The sequence below is a fragment of the Bifidobacterium sp. SO1 genome, assembly GCF_018555335.1.
GTDB classification, from domain to species: Bacteria; Actinomycetota; Actinomycetes; order Actinomycetales; family Bifidobacteriaceae; genus Bifidobacterium; species Bifidobacterium simiiventris.
Genome location: NZ_JAFEJR010000013.1, coordinates 21,046 through 44,505 on the forward strand (window position 1 = coordinate 21,046; position 23,460 = coordinate 44,505).

Sequence of the window (23,460 nt, forward strand, 5' to 3'; positions counted from 1 at the left end):
GTCACGCTTTGTGACAGCGCAGGATCACATGCTTAGCTCCGGCGAGCGTGGTGGCGAACAGGTAGGTGTCGCCGCCGTCGTTCAGCCGGAGCTTTTTGCGTAGTTGGGCGACCGTGAGCGGGAAGTTGCGCACGGCGATGTTGGCTTTGGCGACGCCCGCGAGCGCCGATTTGAGTTCCTTTTTGCCCATTGTGGTGACGGTTTCGACGGCGAAGACGCGTCCGGGGAAATCTTCGATGGGTTGGTCGGCGCCGGAGACGAAGAGGTGACTGTTCGGGCCGATCTGCGCAAGTCCGTACCGGTTTTCGACCAACGCGAAGCAGCCGGCTTTCATGATCGACGCGTTCGGTTCGTACAGATACGTGATCTGTTCCGGCAGTGGCGTAAGTCCGAGCACGCGATCGGATGACGCGGACGACGCTCCATAACTGTCATTTCGAGCGGAGCGCAGCGAAGTCGAGAAATCTTCCTCACGCTCTCGCGCGGTTCCCCGAATCCGGCTTGTAGCTCCGTTCGAGACGACGCCATAGTCGTAGTCGAGTCGGTCGGTGTCGTTGACGCAGTAGACGTGGATGTTCGTGTTGGTTGTGCGATCGAGGACGAGCAGCAGTTCCTTGCATTCGTTGCCGGTGGAGACGATGTGGACCTCGCTGACCGCGCCGCGGAAGTCGGCGACGGCCTTGCGCCAGTCGAGCATCGGCGACAGTTTGATCATGATGTGCGGGGCGGCGGCGAGCAGCCGGTCGCGTAGGGCAAGCACGTCCGGCGTGCAGTCTTCGATGGCGACCGTGCGCCCGCCATGCTCATCCCGCCGCGCCGGATCCACAAAGATCAGAGAGACCGACGTTCCCGCATCCCCCAGCACCGCTTCCGCATCACCGTTCACAACCGTCACATTGCGCAACCCAAGCGCCCGCATGTTGTGCTCGGCCAGCGCGCATAAATGATCCTGCCGTTCCACGTATATTGCCCGCGCGAATCCGCGCGCGATATACGAGAAGTCCACGCCGAATCCGCCGGTCAGGTCGATCATCGTTCCGGCGCACACGGAACCATCTGCCGTCTGCGTCTCCCCCGCGTCGCCGCGGCTGTCCGCCGCCCGGCTCTCCCCCGCGATCCGCCGCGCAACCTCCGCTTTGTATCGCGCGGTGAACTCGGACGAGCACTGTTCCATCGAAAGGTGCGGCGGGTACACGATCCCTTCGCACGCCGCCCACTGCGGCAGTTTGCCGCGCGCCGTCTGCCATCCGGCGATCTGGTCGAGCGCGAACGGCAGGTCCAGACCGTCCGTACGCTTGGCTTTGAGCGCCAGGTCGCGCACGTTCTCCAGACGGTGTTCGGCCACGAATCGGGCGGTTTCAGGCGACATCAGCATGCCCTTCATCGTATCCAGCTCCCGGGATTGCGCGCACGCACAGCGGGCACCGTCACGCCCGGCAATACAGAAGCATCACAGACCAAGCATGACACAATATCCGGTCACACCCTGCCATAACCGTATCGGATTATCGTCCACATCGCGCAATTAATATAATTATGGTTATATTAATAACAATTATATTAATCACAGATAGATAGGAGACCATCATGGCATTCGTCGGCAGATCACGTGAACTGGCAGCACTGAATCGCCTCGCGGATCGCGGCGAGTTCCAGATGGTCGTGGTATACGGTCGCAGACGCATCGGCAAGACGGCGCTCATCGCGGAGTTCTGTCGGAAACGCCGCACACTGTGGTTCACGGCAAGGGAGCAGAGCGGACGAATCAACCTAGCCGAGTTCTCCCGCAGGATCTACGATTTCTTCGACGAGCCGGCCATTCCCTACGGCTTCCCGGACTGGGCATCGGCCTTCCAGCACATCGCGGACAAAGCCAAACAGCAGCCTGACAATCCGTTCGTGTTCGTATTCGACGAATTTCCGTATGCAGCCAGCACGGAACCCGGGCTGCCGTCCATTTTGCAGATCGCGATCGATCACCAGTTCAAAAACACCAATATCGTGATGGTATTGTGCGGCAGCAATGAAGGGTTTATGGAAAGCCGCGTGCTCGGACACAAGAGCCCTCTGTATGGCCGCCGCAATGCGCAGATCAGACTCAGGCCGTTCGACATCTTCGAGGCCGCGGAACTCATGCCCGAGAACGCCGACTGGCTGAGCAGGGTGCATTACTATGCCGCGCTCGGCGGCACCCCGTATTACCTGCGCCAGCTATCCGCGGCGGAGTCGTTCGAGCAGAACATGGAACGACTGTGCTACGACATGTCAGGCATCCTCTACGAGGAGCCGATGATGCTGCTCCGCGAGGAACTGCGCGAGCCGGCAGTGTACAACTCGCTGCTTGAAACCATCAGCGCCGGCCGAACGCGTCCCAAGGAGATCGCCGAACGGATCGGCATGGAAGCGACCTCAGTCGCGCCATACCTGAAGACCTTGGAATCGATGGGACTGGTCGAACGCATCGTCCCGTTCGGCGAGGACCCCGTACACTCCCGCAAGGGGCAGTGGAAGGTGAAGGATCCGTTCTTCGCATACTGGTACCAGTTCGTCAGCCCGCGAACCGGCCTGATCGACATGGGCGAGGGCCACGCCCCGGCCGTATACGGCACCACAGGAGGCGTGTTCGAAACATACGTCGGGCAACAGTTCGAAGCCATGTGCATGCAATGGGTGTTCCGCGAATGCCGCGAGGAACGACTCGACTTCCTGCCCAATGCATACGGCAAATGGTGGGGCAATGATCCCGTGGCACGAGAGCAGACCGACATCGACCTTGTTATGGCAGATCCGATCAACCACAAGGTGCTGCTCGGGGAATGCAAATGGCGCGAATCGTTCGACGAGACCGACGCGATCGACAAACTCCACCGGCGTTCCTCACTCATCACGGCCAAGGGCGATCGTCTCTTGTATCTGTTCACCAAACGTCCCACGCACGAAACGACCCGGCAGCGCGCCACGGCCGAACCAGCGTTTACCCTCATCGACGCACAGACCATGTTCGGCTGACTGATACGGTTCGGGTAGACGAAGGAATACCAGAATCGGAAATACTCGTCTGCAAGCCGATACAGACCGCGCGTCCCCTTCGCGTGCTCGACCGGTTTCGCAGTGACCGGGAACTCGCGTTCCACGATGCCGATCTCCATGAGGGACGACAGGTAGAATCCCAGAGCGTTCACGGGAATCAGCGTATGGGTGGCGATGTCGTTGAGACGCGTGTCTCCCAAGGCGATGGCGCGAATGATGGTGCTGTATTTGGATGTTTCGCGGAATTCCTCACACATGAGCACGTCGGGTTCCGAGTACAGGGCCGCCCCACGTCGCAGAATATATCGCTTCACGTTCCACGCCAAGCTTCGACCCGGCAGGAACGTCGCCAAATACTGCGGTACTCCGCCAAGTATAGTCATGACTTGTATAGTCATGACTATACAAATTGTGATTATATGAGATGGCCGCCGATCCGACGCCAGACTCTATTAACCCTTAGAAACGTGCAACGATCGCATAATCCTTGCCGTCTTCGATATTCAACTGATGGATTTGCAAGAGTCCTACTGATGACATATTATCAGCTCTATTGACGAATTTGCAAGCATACTATTGATGAATCTGCAAAGGAAGACGCGATGATCCCAAGAACTCTGGCCGAGCAGATCCCTTCCATGCTGTCATGGTTCCCGGTCGTATCGGTCACCGGGCCGCGCCAGAGCGGCAAGTCCACCTTGGTCAGAACGTTGCTGCCCGATTATGAATACGTCAATCTCGAGGACGAGACGACACGGCTGAGCGCGTTGAACGATCCGGTCGGGTTCATCCGCTCACACAACGACCGGCTCATCATCGACGAGGCCCAGTACGCGCCCGGCCTGTTTTCCCAGATCCAGGTCGCCGCTGACGAGCGGGGAACGATGGGCCAGTACGTGCTGTCCGGATCGCAGAATTTCCTGATGGAGAAGCGGATCGGACAGTCCCTGGCCGGCCGCGTCGGCATGCTGCAACTGCTGCCATTGTCATACCGGGAGGCGGCATCGTCGCAGGAGAACCTCGACGTCGACGATTTCATGTTCCGCGGCGGCTATCCGCACCTCTACGACGTGCCGACCCCGAACGACATCTATTTCCGCGATTATGTGGCGACGTACGTGAAACGGGACGTCGCGGAGTACCTCGACGTGCGCAACCTGTCCGATTTCAACACGTTCGTCCGCCTATGCGCCGAGAACGCCGGCGCCATGCTGAACCTCAGCGCGCTGGCGAGGGACGCCGGGGTGGCGTTCAACACCGCGAAGGGATGGCTCTCCATATTGGAGGCGAGCTTCATCGTATTCAGACTGCAGCCGTATTCCACCAACTCACGCAAGCGACTCACCAAAACGCCCAAACTGTACTTCTACGACAACGGTCTGCTCAATTACCTGCTGGGCATCCGTTCCGTCCAGGAGCTGCAGGACGATCCCAAGCGCGGGGACATCTTCGAGAACCTGATCGTCTCCGAAACCGTGAAACGGTATACGAACGCGAACAAGGAAGCCGATCTGTGCTTCTACCGGGACGCCGCACAGGCCGAGATCGACCTGATGGACCTGACACGACGCCGATCCCCCGAACTCATCGAGATCAAATCCGGCATGACGCCACGCCCCGACTTCTTCAAACACCTCGCGACCATCGGCGAAGACCTGAACGTGCCCCTCGAGCGACGCACGGTCGTCTACCGCGGAACGGAAACATTCTCCACCAAAAACGGACGATACATCACCTCCGAAGACTATCTACGCAACGCATAGGCGCAGCGCCCATCTCGCCATCAACGGCGATTCAAACCAAGCACCATTGAGAACTCACACCCACGGAAACAGCGATAGTGTCACAAAATTCGCGCCATTCGCGCCAACGTTGGCGCGAATGGCGCGAATGGCAAATAATTTTCAAGATGTTATCTACGGACACGCGCTGCAACCTGGCCGGTGGAGTGGCCGGCGCGGGGACGGCGGCGGCGTACGACGAGCCAGTGCACGAGCAGTACTCCGATGACGAGCACCGCGACCGAGACCGAGACGATGCCGATCGTCAGCGTGCGCACCGGGGTGTCGTAATCGGTCGTATCCGGTTTGGTTGGGTTCGGGATGCGATGGCCGCGCACGAGGAGGCGGTGCGTGTTCACCCCGTACGGCGTGCAGGTGACCACGGTCGCATAATCCTTGCCGTCCTCGATATTCAGGTTGTCGAGCTGGTTCGGCAGGACGACGCTGATCTTGTCGACCCGATACGTGTACGTTTCGCCGAGCACGTGGAACGCGAACGTGTCACCTTTGACGAGCGTGTCGAGGCCGGTCAGCAGCTTCGCGCTCGGCAGGCCGGTATGCCCGGAAACGACCGCGTGTGTGGTCGCGCCGCCCACCGGCAGACTGCTGCCTTCCAAGTGGCCGATCGCGATCTGCAGGACGCCCTCGTCCGTGCCGTGGTAGACCGGGAACCGCACTTTGAGTTTGGGGATCGTCACATAGCCCATGATGCCGGTGCCCGATACGTCGAGCAGCGACTCGTATTCGGCCTTCTGTTGGTCGTTGAGCTGCCACCGGTCTGCGATCGTTGGCAGCTTCGCGTTGTACGCGCGCGCCGCTTCCATCATCTGCTTGCGTTGCGCTTTCGACAGATCCTCGGTCTGCTCGATATACGTCGCCACCGCGCGCGACTGATGCATCCGATTCCACCAGTCAGCCACCGTCGGATACGAAATCAGCCCGACGCCCGCAACAAACACGACCACGAAAAACGCGGAAATGATAGTCGAAATGACATCCAGCACCGTGCGCTTACGTTTGGTAGCCATGTTTGCGTTTTCCTTTCTGGTGGGACGGGGTATCGGAATCGCGCTTCGCGCGATGCTGTGTTGTTGCGAGACCTCGCGATCGTTAAAAAGCTGGCGGAGCCTCGGCTCCCTCGGCTGAGGGAGCTGTCAGCCGCAGGCTGACTGAGGGAGCGTCACGGCCAAAGGCCGCCAACAACACAGCATCGGCCACCGGCCGATTCAATTATCAAAGAGAAGAGGCGGATTCTTCCGGAGTGCTAAAAGTAACGAACGCACTCCGGAAGAGTCCTGACTTACTCAGGGCGATGGGGCGGGGAGTCGGGAGTCCCGCGGGAGGTGAGAGAGTAAAGCGGTATCTCCACGAATCCCCGTGCCATCAAGTATTCGGTTATGACCTGTAGAAACAGGTGAAGCTCCCCCAGTTTGGAGGAGCTGTTTTGACGCTGGCGGAGCCTCGGCTCCCTCGGCTGAGGGAGCTGTCAGCCGTAGGCTGACTGAGGGAGCGTCGCGGCCAAAGGCCGCCAATATAACTGAATCGGCCTATGACCGATGCCGTTACTCGGCTCCGCCAGCATCGGAGGTTAGCTGCGCGCTTTGCGGCGGCGCATGAGGAGGAGTCCGACGAAGGAGAAGCCGGCGGCTGCGGCGGCGGCCTTGGTCAGGTCGGAACCGGTTTGCGCCGGGGGCTGAGACGGCGGGGTCTCGGGCGGCGTGTACGTGTTCGTGATCAGCGTTTCCGCGTTCTCGCGATCGACCAGCACCGTGTACTTGGCCGGCACGGACTTCTCCACGACCTTCCACTCGTGATCGGAAGCAAGTCCCGACCACGAATACGACCACTTGTTCGCGGCGGTCAGCTTGACCTCCTCGTACACCTTGCCGTCGCGAAGCAACTGCACCGCGATCGACTCGGGACGCACGGAATCGGAATCGTTCTTCCACACCTTGCGCACGGAACGTTCCACCGTGGTCGGCTTCTCGATTGGCGTACATTCGGTCTTCGGCTGGAGCGTCACATCATACGACGCATCCGCGGCAGTGCCCGACGGCACTGCGGTCAACGTCGAGGACGCACCGCAGCTCAGCGTATCCGTCTTGAATGCGGCCACGTTCACCAAGTACAGGCCACGGGCCACATCAGCGAACACAGCCTTGCCGTCGGCATCCGTCTTCGCGGTCGCATCGGCGGACACCGCGTCACGCGCCGCGTAGCCGGACAGCGTCTCGGCCAACTGGCGGAACGTCTCGGAATCCGCGCCGAACACATCCCAGTCCACGGAGTAATCCGCGAACGACTTCGTCGGCTCGAACCCGTCACCCTTCGCGTTCCACGAGGCAACGCGATACAGGCTCACCGAAGCGCCAGCCAGTGCTTCGCCATCATCCTTGTATTCGACGGTGACGCTGCCGGATTCAGCCGCTTGCGCGCTGACCGCCGGAACCAGCGACAGCACGCACGCGCCCAGCATGAGCGCGAGCGAACAGACCGCCGCAAGAGCGAACGTCGCCCAGCGCGCCCCAAGCGCCAACACGCCCCGGTCGCAAGCATCCCCGCGACCATAGTTAGCGTTAGTCATCATTCTTCCCTTGCTTCAATCCATTCATTGCAGCCTCATCATGTGTCATGTCGACCGAGGCAAAAGCAACCTCACCTCTTGTCATTTCGACCGAGGCGAAAACAACCTCACCTCTCGTCATTTCGACCGAGGCGAAGCCGAGTGGAGAAATCTTCCAAAGCCACAAGCCCCTAAAGATTTCTCCGCTCCGGCCTACGGCCTCCGGTCGAAATGACAAGATGATGGTTACGGAACCGCTACCCTATTCGGTTCAGCAGTTGGAGAGGCGACGACGGAACGCGAACCACGCGCCAGCGGCAGCCACGAACGCAGCGCCCAGAGCGTACAGGATCACAGTACCCATGCCACCGGTGGACGGGAGCTCAGAACCCTTGTAGTTCACGATGTTCACGTTCGGCTTGCCCGCATCAGTCGTGGTCTGAACCTGGAAGTACTCGTCAGTCGACGGAATCTCAGTACCGTTCAGATCGGTGAACTTCAGAGAAGTAAGCTTCGGATCATCGGAAGTCGCGTTATGCACGGCGACGATCTTGAACTCCTTGTCGGGCATCTTGTTGTAGGTGTCAGGAGCTTGATCCTCGACGAGCTTGTACTGGCCGGCGTCAAGACCGGAGAACGTGAACTTGGAAGAACCAGTACCGGCGATGGTATCCACCAGATCGTACTGGCTGGAGTTCTTGTTCCACTTATACAGGCTGAATGTAGCGCCAATCTTCTCATTACCGGCAGAGTCGACCTTGGTAGCGTTCAGCTCGAACGTGAACACAGTGACCTTATCCTCAGGGGTGTCACCGGTCGGGGTACCTTCACCCTCGTGGTTCGGGTTGTTGGAGAACGTCAGCTTGACCTCATTCGGGTTGCCAGTCTCGCCAACCGTAGCGTGCGTATTGAGCTGAGCCTTATACTCGACCACGATCTGGGTCTTCGCATCGATAGTAAGAGCAGTGTCAGAAGTATCCGAAGCGGACTTGGTGACATTCTTGAGATTCGCGAAGTTAATGGTCATCACATGGTGGTCGACCTTCGTCCAGTAATCCGAGTCACTTGTCTCAACTTCGGTGCCATTTTTATCGTAGCTCTTGACACTCACTTCATAGCCAGTGGTCTTGTCCTGAGCATTCGTCGCATCGGCGATCTCGACCTTGGTAGCGTTCTCGGAAGTGTAGGAACCAGCAGCGTCCGGGTTCACGGCATACACATGAATGCTGTTCTCACTCTTGACGGCGGTGCTGTGCTTGACTTCCTTATCGTTCTTGCCGTCCTGAACGGTCAGGCCCTTGGACAGGGTATCAGTGAACTTATAGGTGTAGCCCTCCGTATAAGAAGCGTAGTTAGACGGCAGCGTACCGGTCAGTTTGTAGTCGACAAGATCATAGATGTCATGATCGGCGGAATCGGACCACTGGTCATCATTCGGATCATTCGCAACAGTCTCAGAGTCGTTGGTGTCCTTGACCTTCTTCTCGACGGTCGGCACGTCAGCCTTGGCAGCGACTCCATCGATGTTCTTTACCACCTTCAGGATGAACTCGGTGTACGCCTCAGTCTTATTTCCGAGGGTGTTGTCCTTGTCCTTGATCAGGTAGTAACCCGCATCCAGACCGGAAATCGTGTACTTGCCATTCTTGAACGAGCCATTGCCTGACGTCTGATCCAGATACTTCGCGACAATCTTAGCGAACGCAGCAGCATCGAACTGCGCATCCATCTTTCCGGCTGCTTGAGCTGCAGTAGTTACATCAGCGAATGTTGTACCGAACTCGGCATCGGACTTCAAAGCAGTCAACAGCTCAGAGCCTATTACGCCAGTACCCCAATCGATGTTGGACAAGGTCGTTTCGTCCTTGCTTAAATCGCCCTTGAACACCTGATATGCCTGGAACGTGTGCTCAGAGGTAACAGGCTTAGCGTCAGTACCAATCGTGATGTGATATTCGCCAGCCGCGACCGCGGTGAGCGGGGCGACTAGGCCGGTGACGAGCATCGCCACGGCGGCCACGAGGCCGAGAATGGCCTTGCCTAACTTCTTCATGATTACTCCTTTGAGTGATCTTCCTTGATTTGGTTTGGGTTAAGTTATGAAATCTTTTTTGGAGGGGTGGCTTCGTAGCGTTCCGTTGCTTTGACGCTCCCCCAGTCACGCTTCGCGTGACAGCCTGCAATTAAGGACAGCCTTACGGCTGACTTTCTTGCTGGCTCGCCTGTCGGCTCGCACATTGCCTACAAACAGCTCTGCTGTTTGCTTAACGGCAATGTCCTAGCCGAGGGGGCCGAGGCTCCGCCAACTTTTGTGCCGCGAAGCGGCACCCTGGCTCCCTCAGCTGAGGGAGCTGGCCGCCGTAGGCGGACTGAGGGAGCGTCTTGCGAGTCGATAGACGAGCGGCAACACAGTCTCGCCGCTAGGCGAGTCCTTTACCACGGAACGCGCTACCTTGGGAATGAAGGGCTATGGGTCGGAGCCTCCCTTCGGGGTGGAGTGGATCATCGGCGCTGCCTCCTGACCATCAGGGCCAGGCCGGCCGTCGCCACGATGAGTGCGAACGTGCCCGCCCGCAGGAACATCGCCGTACCCTCGCCACCGGTCGCCGGCAGCTCAGGTCCGTACAGTTGGTTGGTAAAGGTGGCCGTCGGATTGCCGGAATCCGTACCGGCATGATCCGTTCTCCCGGACGTGCTATTGCTCTCAGAATCGCTCAACGCCCACGTGCCGATCTCTTTACCGGTGTCACCGTTCAGCTTCGCACTCGAGTCATCAGTCATCTGATACATTGTGTACGACACCTTCAGGGCACCCCACTTACCGTTGTCCTTGGTCTGCGACACCGTCACAACCACCTTGTACTCGGCCTGCGAATACTTGATGGACGAATCCGCATCCGTCGGCTTCACTTCAGTGATCTTGTACGTGTACGTGTTCTGGTAACCGTTGTTCGCATCCGAGCCAAGGTTATTGGCATTGAAGTGCAACCCACTGAACACGCCATTCGCAGTGATCTTGCCGGTCGCATCGGGCTTCACGTCGATGACACAGGCAACACCTTTTTCGATATCGGCCTCTGACTTGTTCGCGCAGTTGGTCGGAGTCGGGATCGCCTGTTGCGTATCGGTTCCGTACTTCTCCAGCTTGAACTGGAACGTCACCGGCTGACCGTCCGAACCAGTCGGCCAGCTTCCGCCGGTCACGTTCTTCGTCACCGGGATCTTGGCCTCGACCGGAGTCAGAGAGTTGTCGATCTTGTTACCGTTCAGATTCCCGATTTGCACTGTCGTGTTGGAATCGTCAACCATGAACGTATACGAATCACTCAACTTGTCATAACCGGTCGGAGCCACGACTTCGGTCAGCGTGTACGTGCCCTTGGGCAGCTTCTTGACGGTGATCGTGCCGGCGTCCGAAGCTGTATCATCCAGCTTGGTGCCGGAGCATGCCTTCGTGTCAATAGCCGCATTGTCGTCAGCCACACAGTAGACAGCAGTACCGCCGTTCAGCTGAATCTTCCACTGCGAACCGGCGAGCGCGAAGGAGTGCTTCGCATCCTGCTTGTACCATGTCACTTCGGTTGGCTTATCGTCGATGTACATGACATCGTTCACCAGTCCAGCCTGCTGACCGTTGTCCCAAGTCGGTACGCCGTTGGTGACAGTGAACTTATACACGGTGGTGTTCAGCGTGTAGCCGTTCGGCGCAACGGTTTCCTTCAGCTCGTATGTACCGTCGGTCAAGTCCTTGACGCGGAACATGCCGCTGGCCGGGTCGATGTCACACAGGAATCCTGCTGCTGTGCAGTCGTAAGCGGCGGCTTTCTCGTCGCTCTGGGCATCGACAGTTGTTTCGGCACCGTCGGCGGACTGAACGTCAGCATCCGCTTCAGCAATACCATCCGCGACATCAGCTTGCGCATTGAGTTCGTCAGTAGTCGCGGCCCGAGTCGTCGCACGCACCGTGCAGTCAGGCATATCGTCAGTTCCAGCAGAGTTACTGCCGTCCAGTACGATGACCGCGCGACTGTTGAACTTGATGTCCGAGCCGGTACCAGCCGGGTACCACGAGCCACCGGCGTTGCTGTTGCCCTGGTTGACGATCTTGAACGCCGTGTCGTTGCCTTGACGCGGGACGGTCACGTACATCCAGTCATCGTTGCATTCGCTGGCTGTCATCTTCACGAACGACCAAGCCGCACCGGTTCTGCCGTAGCCGATGTAGTAGTCGTTGCCCCAGTTCGGGTACGTCTTGAGCACGACGCTCTTCTTGACGTACACGAGCGTTTCGGTGCTGTCGGTGACGCGCACGACAACCGACGTCTGCTTGTCGCCGGCGTACACGGTGATAGTTGATACGCCCACGGATACGGCCTTGATCAGACCATTCGCGGTGACCGTCGCCACATCCGGATCAGACGATTCCCACAGCGCAGATACGGTGGTACCGTTCTGAGATTCCACGACGGCGTCCAACTGGAGAGTGCCGTTCTTCGCCATTTCCAAGGTACTGTTCGCAGCCACGACCTGATTACCGTTCTTGATGGTGATGCCGGTCACGCTGACACTGCTCACGGTGACGGTGATCGAATCGAACTTGGTATCGTCCGCGACGGCCGTGGCCTTGATGACCGTGGTACCGGGCTGCTTGGCAATGACCACGCCATCGGCGGTAACACTGGCGACGGTTTCGTCGCTGGACGTCCAGGTCACGTCACTGTCGTTGTCGGTTGTGGTGTTGTCGCGGTATGTGATCCTAGCCTTGAAGTGCACGCTCGAGGATTGGCTCATCGAATACGTGGCACCTGCGTCGGTGTTGGTAGACGCGTTGAGGATGTCGACCTTGGTCAGAGAGCGGGTGTTGTCCTTGATCGTCCACGTTTCGTCGGAGGAACCGTTCGCGCCCTTCTTGGTCAGCTGCCATTCGGAACCGGGCAACGGGGTCTTGTTCGTGTCACCGTTCTCGTACTTGGCCCAGCGGACGGATGCACCGGACGGGGTGTTCTCGATGTCTTCACCCGCAGTCGGCTTGTAAATGGTTTCACCGCCGGCTCCGGCCTTGATCTCGTACACCGTGTCGGATGCTATGTAGTTGTCAGGCGCCTTCAGCTCCTTGATGTAGTAGGTGGCATTCGGCATGAGGTTGCGAACAGTGATCACACCTTCCGTGTAATCAGAATCGTTGCTGCCATTGTCATCGACCACCAGCAAGGCGTTCTGGTTGGCCTTCGCGTCGGCTTCCGACTTGTAGATGCCCCATTCGGAGCCGCCGATCTTCTGCTGGGTGTTCGCATCAATTTTGTTCCAGCCGATCACCGCGCAGTTCCGGGTGAAGTTGCCCGACCACGGGAGGTTGTGGCGTTCCTGGTCCATGTTGATCACGGATGTGGTCTTGCCTTCGGAGGTCTTCAGCTCGGTGCCGTTGATCTTGATCGTAGCGCTCTCCGGGTTGTACATGGAGAAATCCACGCCGACCCACACACGGCCGTTCGTGCTCACGTGCGATTCGAGGCTGCCCTTCGGCACGAGGATACTGCCGAGGAACGCGGCGGCCGGGTCGTCGGTAGTGGTGACGTTGTCATACGTACCGTTGTTGGTCGCGCCATGCTCGTTGATATCAACCTGCTGGACGTTTGCAATCGTCAGCCTTCCAGTACCCTTGCCACCATAAATCGTAACCTTCGAGGCGTCAGCGAAGTTCCACATAACCGCCTGCGCGGCATGTGCATACTTGCTCGCGATGGTCGAATCAGCATTCTTACGGTAGCCATCCGACACATCCGTGCCATTCCACCACACGCGCCAACCGTTGTGGAAGCCGATCGGACCATTGTTCGCACCAGTCACATTGATGACCACAGACGCATTGTCAGGAATGTTGGTGAACTCAAACGAAATGCCCTGATCTCCTGACAGCATCGACGCGGGAAGGTTGAAGAACTGCATCGACGACTTGTTGTCGCCGTTGAACTTGATAACCTTTTCGGATTGGCCGCCGTTGAACTCGAACTTGTAGGAAGCCCATGTATTGCTGACATCCCAGTTGTATTTGCCACGCCACACACCATTCAGCGACGTCTTACTGCCATCAGTGTCCTCAGTTGCATCAGCCGTAGTCTTTCCGAGCGCCAAGGTCTTGGACAGGGTGTCAATCGTTGAATTGTAAGAGGAATAGTCGTTGGTGTATGACGTGTTGTCGTCGCTCGTACCGGTGACTTTCATTGCATCGGAGTACGACTTGCTATCGGAATTGGCATCCTTATACCAGTGGCCCTGCTGCCCGACCACCGCATCATGCTTATTGTCAGTGCTATCGGATTGCCACTTGCCCATCGTGCCAACGATCTGCGACGTATATGCTGGGCTGGATGTGTTGACCGTGTAATTGTCCTTGGACGCCCATTCCGCGGACTGACCCGTCCATGCACCCTTGGTCCATGCACCAACATTTGTGTTGTTCACGTTACCGGTTCGCATATTCTTGATACCGGAATTCTGACCGCCAACAACAAGTGCGGGGCCGCTCTTCGGACGGAACTGCGCACCGAAACCTACGGTACCGAAGCGGAAACCAGCTGAATTCAGATTGCCATCATTGTCCTTGATGCGCCAGCTGTTGTTCAAAGGATTCATCGCCAGCTTACCGTTGACAACAGTCAGGCCTTCGGCTTCAACCGCATACGAACCGTCGGGAGCATTGCCGTCTTCGAGGTACTCGGCATTGTTGAGATTCGCGCCGATGTACATATCACGGCCAACATAGGTGGCCACACCCGTATCGGTAGTGCTGTTCGTGATGTCGTCGCCCAGATTGATGTTCGTGGGCGTGCACAGACCGGCTTCATTAGAACCGGAATTGGTGTTGTCCGCGTATGCGGCGTAGGGGGCGGTGAGGGTGCCGGTGATGGCGGTGCCGATGAGCATGGCAACGGCCAGCGTCATCGCGGCTAGGCGGTTACGATACCCCCCCCCCGTGGTGTTTCTCTTGAGTCCGTACATCCGTCTCTCCTTCGGGCTCATCAACGCTGCCGCCCTCGGCTTGTCACATTTCTTCCACTACTGCCCAACAGCATAATGCAAATGTTTGCAGGTTGCAAACCTTCGCAATACTTGGCATCAAGAAAGTGAACGCAAACATCGCAATAATGCCAAGTCTTTTGCAGGCATTGACTAATTGGCGTGTCGTGTTTACGTTTGCAGATTCTTTCCCGCAAACGTCCACATAATGAATCATCCGATGCAATCGCAAACAAACCACTCCCACCGATCACAAACGATTGCAGTCCAACGCAGTCACCGATCAGCCCACCCCACGGCACTACCGACACCCCGACACAGCATCCCCGATTCAACTCCATCCATCATCCGACTCACCTCACCAACATCACTCGAACAACCCACCAACTCCTACGGCATCATCCCCGCGGCATCATCGGCAAACCATCCCGCTCCATCATCGGCAACCCGTCACGGCATCTCCAATCCCAACCTCCGATCACCCTTCCCCGCCGACACTGCACACACCCATCCCCATCAGCGTCCGCATTCCTCCAGAATCCGACCGATCCTAACGGGAAACGGACGAGAATCATCTCCTCAGAGTCCGCTTTCCGCCAACATCGCGCAATCTTGGCGGAAAACGGACCCAACAAGCCCTCCCAGCGTCCGTTTTCCGCTAGAATCCACCTGATGCTCGCAGGAAACGGACACAAGCTACCCCTCAGCGCCCGCTTCCCGCCAGAACCGCCACGAAACCACGCAAAAACAGACACGCTCCACCCCGCCATCAATTCGCCAGCCCTGCATCACCTACCGCGCCATTGCATCCCTTTACTCATCATTTGTGTATGATCACCCTCTTCATAAACCCATCATTTGTGTATACTTTCCACCCTCATATACCCATCATTTGTGCCATAACGAGAAATATCGCACCTACCGGCAGCCAGACATCGCACACCTAAAAATCCGACGAGTGCACAAAAACGCCTCACGCAGAATCTGACGAGTGTAGAATAATGCACTATACAGATTGCGACGAATGCAAATGGAAGAGGTGAAAACCATTGAAACGCAAGGCTTACGATCGCATCAAATTCTGGAAGGATCACAAGACCAAGCAGGCGTTGCTCGTGACCGGAGCGCGTCAGGTGGGCAAGACCTTCATCATCGAGGAATTCGGCCGCAATGAGTACGAGCATATGGTCGAATTCAATCTGGTGCTCGACGACAACGCGCGCCGCTCGTTCTCCCAGGCCACCAGCCCCGACGATCTTCTGTTCCGCATCTCCGTCGCATCGAGCGTGCCGTTGGTGCCCGGGCGCACGCTGGTGTTCCTCGATGAGATTCAGCAGTGCCCGCAGATCGTGACCCTCATCAAGGGACTTGTGGACAAGGGCGACTACGACTACATCCTGTCCGGATCGCTGCTTGGCGTGGAATTGGAGGACGTACGTTCGCTACCGGTCGGATATCTGGACGAATTCGCCATGTATCCGCTTGATTTCGAGGAATTCTGTTGGGCAAACGGACTGGTCGAATCAGCGTTCGACGTTGTCCGCAGCAGCTTCGCCAACCTGAGCGAGATCCCCGATTTCATCCACGATAGACTCACCGACCTGTTCCATCGCTATCTACTGGTCGGCGGCATGCCGGCGGCGGTCGCCGCGTTCGCCACGAACGGCGTCATTGATCCCGTGCGCGCGGTCCAGTCGAACATTCGAGCCTATTACGAGCACGATATCAAGCAGTACGCTCCCAAAGCGGACCGTCTGACGATACAGGAGATCTACCGGCTCATTCCCGGCGAACTGCAAAGCCAGAACCGCCGATTCCAAGTCAGCTCCATCACCGACATCAAGCGGTTCTCCCAGATCGAAGACGAGTTCCTGTGGCTGACGAACGCCAACGTCGCGCTTCCGGTATTCAACGTCGCCGCGCCCATCGCCCCGCTGCGCATCAACGCCGATCGCCGGGTCATGAAGCTGTTCTACTCGGACGTCGGCCTGCTGGTCAGCGCCTACGGCAAGAAGTCGGCGCTGGGCATCCTCGAAGGCAACGCAGCGATGAACATGGGCGGTGTATACGAGAACGTCGCCGCGCAGGAGCTCGTCGCGCACGGGTTCACGCACCTGTACTACCTCACCAGAAAAGGCGTCGGCGAACTGGATTTTCTCGTCGAGACGAATGACGGAGACGTGCTGGCACTCGAGATCAAGTCGGGCGCGTATTTCCGTTCCCACGCCGCGCTCGATAAGGCGATGGCGACCCCCGGCTACGGCATTGATCGGGCGTATGTGTTCGCCGAAACCAACGTGTTCACCGAGGGGAACGTCATCTACTTGCCCATGTACATGCTGTCGATGCTGGTCAACGAATAACCGCATCCGCACTACTGCAGGCGGCACTATCGTGGCTGGCTACAAATGGCTGGCTACAAACGATCGTTACAAGCGGATGACCGCGCCTTCCCACGGGTCGAGCGCGCGGTCGGCAAGCGATTCGGCCGTGTGCGCGGCGTCGTAGGTCGAGATCACGATCGACTCGGCGAGCGGCGCAGCGGAGGCAGCAGCCCCGGCCGCATCGGCCGAATCAGCCGCAGTACCAGCCGCATCGGCCGAATCCGCCGCCCCATCCAACAGCGCCGCGGACTCGGCCGGCAGATCGACCGTGCGTCCGGACAGGTTGACCACGACCAGCAGCCGCTCCTCACCGAGCGTGCGCACGAACGCGTACACATGCGCGTCGTCCGCATCGATCAGCCGCCACGAACCGGCCGACACCACCGCGTTCTCGTGCCGCAGCGCGATCAGCCGCTGGTAGAACGCGTACACCGAATCCGGATCCTCGAACTCGGCGGCCGCATTGATCGCCACATAGTTCGGATTAACCGAAATCCACGGTTCTCTCGCGGCGTCCGGCGCGGTGAATCCGGCGTACTTGGAGGCGTCCCACTGCATCGGCGTGCGCGAGTTGTCGCGGCTGCGCGCGGCCAGACCGGCCATCATCGACTCGGCGGCCTGCACCTTCGCCTCCTCGACGCGCTGGCGGAACGCATTGAGCGACTCGAGATCACGGTACTGGTCGAGCCGGGTGAAGTAGGCGTTGGTCATGCCAAGCTCCTCGCCCTGGTACACGTACGGGGTGCCACGGTGCAGGTGCAGCATCAGGCCGAGCGCCTTCGCGGAGCGCACGCGGTTCTCTTCGGTGGAGTCGTCGCCCCAACGCGAGACGACGCGCGGCTGGTCGTGGTTGCCGGTGAACAGGCTCGTCCAGCCGGCGCGCTCGACCGCGGACTGGTAGCCGGCCATGATCCGCTTGAACTTCGGCAGGTCGAGCGGGAGCGGCTTCCATTTGACGCCGTCGCAGTCGCAGTCGACGTGGTCGAACAGGAACAGCATGTCGAGCTCGCCGTGCGCCGGATCGGTGATGTATTCGTTGCGTTCGGCGGTGATGCCGGGCGCTTCGCCGACCGTGAGGAAGCCGTCGCGGCCGGCGAAGACCTCGCGGCGCATTTCGGCGAGAAACTCGTCCTGACGCGGACCGTCGGCGCAGAACGGGTTCGGATTCGAGTAGCCTTCCTCGCCGACCGGGCCGTCCGCGAACTCGGAGCCAGGTTCGCCCGGCAGTCGGCCGGCCGCGTCGGTGCGCTTGGAGACGAGCGTGATCACGTCCATGCGGAACCCGTCGACGCCGCGATCAAGCCACCAGTTCATCATGTCGTACACCGCGCGACGCACGGCCGGATTCTCCCAGTTGAGGTCGGGCTGCTTCTTCGAGAACTGGTGGAAATAGTATTCGCCGCGCGTCTCGTCGTACTCCCACGCGGAGCCGCCGAAGTACGAGCCCCACTGGTTCGGCTCGGCGCCGGGCTCGCCGGGCGTCTTGCCGGGGCGGGCGGGGCGCCACCAGTACCAGTCGGCGTGCGGGTCGTTCTTGTCGCGCGAGGCTTGGAACCACGCGTGCTCGTCGGACGTGTGGTTCACGACGAGGTCCATCACGATCTTGATGCCGCGCCGGTGCGCTTCGGCCAGCAGTTCATCCATGTCGTCGAGCGTGCCGAACAGCGGGTCGATGTCCTGATAGTCGGAGATGTCGTAGCCGTTGTCGTCCTGCGGGCTTTTGTAGACCGGGGACAGCCACAGCACGTCGACGCCGAGGTCGGCGAGGTAGTCGAGTCGGCTCGTGATGCCCCTGAGATCGCCGAATCCGTCGCCGTTCGTGTCCTGGAACGAACGCGGGTAGATCTGGTAGACGACCGCGTTCGCCCACCACGGGTTCGGGGTTGCGCCGTTTGTGCGAACGTTGTCTGGAAGGCTGGTGCGATTTGCGGCGGTCATCGTTGGCTCCTTTGCTCGTGGTTGCCTTGCTTGAGGGTACCTTGCTCGCTGTTGTGCGGTTGTTCTTGTTCTCGTACGGTTGTTCCGTCTGCGTTCAAGGATACGAGTCAAGCAGTCGCATGCCCACTCGCCCGGCGCGTTCACGAGACGGAATTGGGGGCGCGTTTTCCATCCCATGATCCGCGACTTGCGCACGGGACGGAATTGACACGCGACAATCCGTCTTGTGACCGCTCAATTGCCCATATTGGGGCAATATGAAGGTCACGCGATGGCATACGACTCCGATCTGCCATCGCGTGACCAGCCCTATTGTCATGAGACGGAAAAACCGCCTGATATTCCATCCCGTGACCTAGTACGGGGGCAAAATGCGGTCACAGGATGGAACTTAAGCCGTTTCTGTCATCCCGTGACTCACAGCTCATGCACGGGATAGCAGGAGCGCCCGGAATTCCGTCCCGTGACCGGTTTCATCATCACGGGACGGAAAAACTGCCTGATATGCCATCCCGTGACCAAGCTCACTGCCGAATGGCGGTGAACAACACGGCTTGCGCCGGCTGAGCCGTTAAGCGGGAAGTCCAGTGGACTTCCCGTAGGCGAAGTGAGCGGGCGCGCTATATGCGCCCGCGAAGGCATCCGGCGTGAGTCGGCGTTGTTCACTGCCGAATGGCGGTGAACAACACGGCTTGCGCCGGATGCAGGGTCGGCGGGCGCAGACCGTAGGTGGCGAGCGCACGACCGGTGAGTAGCACGCCGTCCGGCGTCCACCAGCCGAGCGCGGACTGGCCGTTGCCGATGCCGAGACCCGCCAGATCGAGGTCGAGCCACAGCGGCTGGATGCGGTACGTGCCGTCCGGGTCGAGTCCGGGCACGCGGATCGGCGCGGCCGGGTACGTGGCCGAAGTGGTCAGTTGCGTGAACCGGTAGAACGCGGCGGAACGGTCCGGCTTGACCATGCCGTCCAAGCGCACCGCCGGATCGGAGCAGTCCAAATGCACGCACGTATCGACCGCGAACCATTCGCGGTGCTTCTTGAATTCGGCGATCCACTCGCCGAGCTTGGCCACGTCCGCATCCGGTTCCTTGAGCAGGTTCCATTCGACGCCGAGATGCCCGAAGAACGCGGTCGTCATGCGCATCTCCTGGCTGGTGGCGCGGTGTGTGGAATGGGCGGGGCTCGCGCCGACGTGCTCTCCCATCATGAACGGCGGCACGAGCAGCGACGTGTACCGTTGGATGTCCGCGCGTTCGACCGGGTCGACGCAGTCGGATACCCAGATACGGTCCGCGAGTTCGAGGATGCCGAGGTCGACGCGGCCGCCTCCCGACGAGCAGCTTTCGATTTCGAGCCGCGGGTGCGCTTCCTTGAGATCGCGGAAGATCCGGTAGACGGCCAACGTTTGCGCATGGATTGCAGGACGGCCAGTGCGCGGCGAGACGGCTTCCGTCACGAGCTTGTTGTGATCCCACTTGATGTAGTCGATGCCGAGCTCACCGACCAGCGTATCGATCGCATCGTATACGTATGCATACGCGTCCGGGTTGGTCAGATCGACGACCTGCTGCGAACGTCCCTGCATCGGCAGACGGTTCGCGGTCGGGCGCAGCACCCAATCCGGGTGCGCGCGGAACAGGTCAGAATCGGGGTTGACCATCTCCGGCTCGAACCACAGTCCGAACTCCATGCCGAGTCCGTGCACATAGTCAGCCAACGATCGCAGGCTCTTCGGCCCGTCCGGCCACACGTCCTGTGAAACCTGCCAGTCGCCGAGTCCGCTCGTGTCGTCGCGGCGCGAGCCGAACCAGCCGTCGTCCACCACGAACCGTTCCACGCCGATCGCCGCGGCCTTGTCTGCCAACGCTGTCAACGTGTCGTAATTCTGGTCGAAGTACACGGCCTCCCACGTGTTGAGGATCACCGGGCGCGGCTTGTCGGGCACGCCGTGCGCGCGACGCCAGTCATGATGCGCGTTGCGAAGGTATGCATGAAAGCGCGCTGCGACCTCGTTCAGGCCGTGGCCGAACGAGCCGTAGACCCACGGCGTCGTGTACGTGGCAGTCGTCACGGGCACAGCGGGCAGCACGTCGGCTTCCGTCCGATCAATCGCACGATCATCGGTGACATCGTTAGCCGTCGGACTGTCGCTCGTAGCAGCGCAAACGTTCGCCGCCGGCAACGTGACTTCCCCGCCGAGCAGCACCTCGCCGCCGCCGATCACGCCGGTCGTGTACGGCAGTCGTTCCGCGGACAGCACGCTGTTGCCGCTCCAGCCGACGTGCACGGCGTACACGTCGCCGCGCGTGAAGCCGAATCCCGGTTCGCCGGCCGACAGCAACAGGCTCGCATCGAAATCTGGGCGGCCGGCGAGCGCAAGTTTTTCGAACCGGCCGACAGTGAGCGGCTGGCGTTGCGGGCTGCGTTCGCGCAGGTGATGGCCGGTGGCGGTGAGGATTTCGGACGTGTCGGCGGGCAGCGGGAAGCCGAGTTCGACGTGGCCGATCTCGAGGCTGCCGGCGCCAAGGTTCGCAATCTCGAGCTTTTGGCGGACGAGGCCGGATTCGTCGAGTTCGCAGGTCCAGGTGATGCCGACGCCCTGCTCGCGGTCGGCGGCCTCAACGGTGATGGTCGGGGTCGGCTGCGGGTCGGCGTCACGGGTTGCGGCGAGCTCGTCGCCAACCGTGACGTGTTCGGGCCGGCCAACCGCAACGTGCGCAGGCCGATCTGCGGCGAGCTCGTCGCCAACCGTGACGCGCGCAGGTCGGTCTGCGGCGAGCCGATCGCCGACGGTGACGCGCGCGGACTGTGCGGAGCCGGTGACATGAGCGGACTGCGTAGCGGCATGCGCGGTGCGAACAACGTCGGACGGCAGCGATCCTCCGACAGTCAGACGGGGGTCACCCGCCCCCCCGGGCTTACGGCCGGTTCCCGCCCCCGAAACGGCCGTAAGCCCGGGAACCGCACCGCCAGATGACAGCGCCCCTCCGGCAGTCGGACAGGAATCACCCAACCTCCCGGGCTTACGGCCGGTTTCCGACTCGGAAACGGCCGTATGCCCGGGATCAATCCCACCGGCAACGTGATGTTCGCTGACATCGCCAGCATCGCTGGCACCACTGGAACCAGCAGACCCGGCCGACTCCGCCAGTCGCGCCGAATCGGCATCGTCGGGCTGACCGGCCGGCGGCAGTGCGGCGGTAACGGCCTCGACCGCGAACTTGCAGTACAGTTCGACGCCGTCGCGGCGGACGACGAATCGCGGCGCACCGAGCCAGGATTCGGATTGCGTGGGCAGGATGGACGGCCATGCGGTGTCGTCGAGCGCGCCGGAAACACGCTGCGGGCGCAGGGCGTCGTACAGGTTGACGACGGTGCCCGGGTCGGCGAGCGGGCGGCCCCAATGGACGAACCGCGGCAGGTTATCGTCGGGGAAGACCAGTGCGATGGCAACGTTTGCGACGGACTGTTCGGCGTAGACGGCGGTCAGATCGGTGCCGTCGGCGGCGGTGCCTTGGAACTGTTCGATCAGCGGCATTGCTTACTCCCTTGCGTATGATTCGGCTCGCAGCGGGTGCGGCGAGCGCACGGTTGCGGACTGACTGACTGCGGCCGGTTGGCGTACCGATATCGATGGTACGCGGCCACGGTTTCCTTGTCAGGATACGGAGTGTTTGCGGCGGCTAGAAAAAAACGGGAATCAACCGCACCCCGGGCGCAAGTGAATACCCCTCTCCCAGCGCTCCCCGGCACCCCGGCACTCCCAACACGGCTCACCACTTCCCGGGCTTACGGCCGTTTTTGGACCTTGAACCGGCCGTAAGCCCGGGAACAGACCGCCCGACACATAACCCCTCCCGGGCATACAGCCGGTTTAAGGGGCAGAACCGGCAGTATGCCCGGGAACACCACCGGGAACACCACCACCAACCAGCCAACTTCCCGGGCATACGGCCGGATTACAGCCCAGAAACGACCGTAAGCCCGGGAGGAAGCGGGACGGTATAAGCAGCACAACCCCGCCCGAAAGGAAACTAGCGGCGCAAGGCGAAGAAGTCAGCAAGGATGCGGGCACAGTCGGCCTCGCGCACGCCGCCGTACACTTCCGGCACATGGCCGACGTGCGGGTCGCGCGGGATGTCCCATACCGAACCGCACGCGCCGAGCTTCGCATCCCACGCTCCGAACACGATCCGTCCGATATGCGTCTGCACGCAGGCTCCGGCGCACATCGGGCACGGCTCCAACGTCACGACCAACGTGCAATCCGCCAGATTCCAGTTGCCCAGCCTTCGCGCCGCGTCACGCATCGCCAGCACCTCCGCATGTGCCAGCGGATCGGCTGCGCGAGTCTCATGCATCTCGCCAGTCCCCACATCATCGTGCACAACAGCACTGTCACTGTCCGTTCCGTGTTCCGGCAAACAGGTATCCTTTGCCAGTTGTTCCGCGCGACTAACGTCATGCACACAATCCGCAGTGAGTCCGCCGACCGTTGTCCTGGCACCGTCGATCAACCGAAGATCATCCGCGAACAGCTCGCCCGAATCCCGCTGCGTCCCACGCGCGTTGCGTCCCTCTCCGATCACGCGGCCGCCAGCATCCAATACCACCGCACCGACCGGCACCTCCCCGTCCGCCGCCGCCTCGGCCGCAAGCGCCAACGCGCGGCCCATCGCCTCGTCATTCGTCATGCATCCCAGTCTACGGAACCACGGCCGGTTCCATCGCTGCCGGTAAGGCGAA

At 60.2% G+C, this 23,460-nt stretch carries 11 protein-coding genes; 3 read left to right on the plus strand and 8 right to left on the minus strand.

Annotated features, from left to right (window positions below):
* Position 1: 1 nt before the first annotated feature.
* On the minus strand, positions 2 to 1,375 hold the full coding sequence (locus JS541_RS10420) for an RsmD family RNA methyltransferase (RefSeq protein ID WP_214374480.1): 1,374 nt from the start codon (positions 1,373 to 1,375) through the stop codon (positions 2 to 4).
* A gap of 212 nt (positions 1,376 to 1,587) precedes the next feature.
* On the opposite strand from JS541_RS10420, the gene JS541_RS10425 reads away from it, so the two are divergent.
* Both JS541_RS10425 and JS541_RS10430 read left to right on the plus strand, forming a co-directional pair.
* Positions 1,588 to 3,009 (plus strand): ATP-binding protein, encoded by a 1,422-nt coding sequence (locus JS541_RS10425; protein ID WP_214374437.1) that lies wholly within the window; start codon positions 1,588 to 1,590, stop codon positions 3,007 to 3,009.
* Positions 3,010 to 3,632: 623 nt separating this feature from the next.
* Positions 3,633 to 4,793: an ATP-binding protein gene (locus JS541_RS10430; protein WP_214374438.1), complete on the plus strand. Its 1,161-nt coding sequence runs from the start codon at positions 3,633 to 3,635 to the stop codon at positions 4,791 to 4,793.
* A 149-nt stretch (positions 4,794 to 4,942) separates the two neighbouring features.
* Here JS541_RS10430 and JS541_RS10435 read toward each other — a convergent pair whose 3' ends face one another.
* The 4 genes from JS541_RS10435 to JS541_RS10450 all read right to left on the minus strand — a co-directional run bounded on the left by JS541_RS10435 (position 4,943) and on the right by JS541_RS10450 (position 14,373).
* The gene (locus JS541_RS10435) at positions 4,943 to 5,839 is read right to left on the minus strand and encodes a class C sortase (protein ID WP_214374440.1); all 897 of its coding nucleotides are present in this window, start codon (positions 5,837 to 5,839) and stop codon (positions 4,943 to 4,945) included.
* Between the two features lie 560 nt (positions 5,840 to 6,399).
* Positions 6,400 to 7,398, minus strand: coding sequence for a Cna B-type domain-containing protein (locus JS541_RS10440; RefSeq protein WP_214374442.1), 999 nt, complete (start codon positions 7,396 to 7,398; stop codon positions 6,400 to 6,402).
* A 247-nt stretch (positions 7,399 to 7,645) separates the two neighbouring features.
* A complete protein-coding gene (locus tag JS541_RS10445; RefSeq protein ID WP_214374444.1) occupies positions 7,646 to 9,427 on the minus strand; it encodes a SpaA isopeptide-forming pilin-related protein in 1,782 nt (593 codons plus the stop codon).
* Positions 9,428 to 9,876: 449 nt separating this feature from the next.
* Positions 9,877 to 14,373, minus strand: a complete 4,497-nt coding sequence (locus JS541_RS10450) for a SpaA isopeptide-forming pilin-related protein (protein ID WP_214374445.1) — start codon at positions 14,371 to 14,373, stop codon at positions 9,877 to 9,879.
* 1,067 nt (positions 14,374 to 15,440) lie between these two features.
* Between JS541_RS10450 and JS541_RS10455 the strand changes: the two genes are divergently transcribed.
* On the plus strand, positions 15,441 to 16,754 hold the full coding sequence (locus JS541_RS10455) for an ATP-binding protein (protein ID WP_214374446.1): 1,314 nt from the start codon (positions 15,441 to 15,443) through the stop codon (positions 16,752 to 16,754).
* A 66-nt stretch (positions 16,755 to 16,820) separates the two neighbouring features.
* On the opposite strand, the gene JS541_RS10460 is transcribed toward JS541_RS10455, so the two are convergent.
* The 3 genes from JS541_RS10460 to JS541_RS10475 form a co-directional block, all read right to left on the minus strand.
* Positions 16,821 to 18,713 carry an alpha-glucosidase gene (locus tag JS541_RS10460; RefSeq protein ID WP_214374447.1) on the minus strand — a complete coding sequence of 631 codons (1,893 nt, stop codon included), beginning with the start codon at positions 18,711 to 18,713 and terminating at the stop codon, positions 16,821 to 16,823.
* 662 nt (positions 18,714 to 19,375) lie between these two features.
* Positions 19,376 to 22,252 carry an alpha-galactosidase gene (locus JS541_RS10465; RefSeq protein WP_240539327.1) on the minus strand — a complete coding sequence of 959 codons (2,877 nt, stop codon included), beginning with the start codon at positions 22,250 to 22,252 and terminating at the stop codon, positions 19,376 to 19,378.
* Between the two features lie 496 nt (positions 22,253 to 22,748).
* Positions 22,749 to 23,408, minus strand: a complete 660-nt coding sequence (locus JS541_RS10475) for a nucleoside deaminase (RefSeq protein WP_214374448.1) — start codon at positions 23,406 to 23,408, stop codon at positions 22,749 to 22,751.
* Between the last annotated feature and the right edge of the window lie 52 nt (positions 23,409 to 23,460).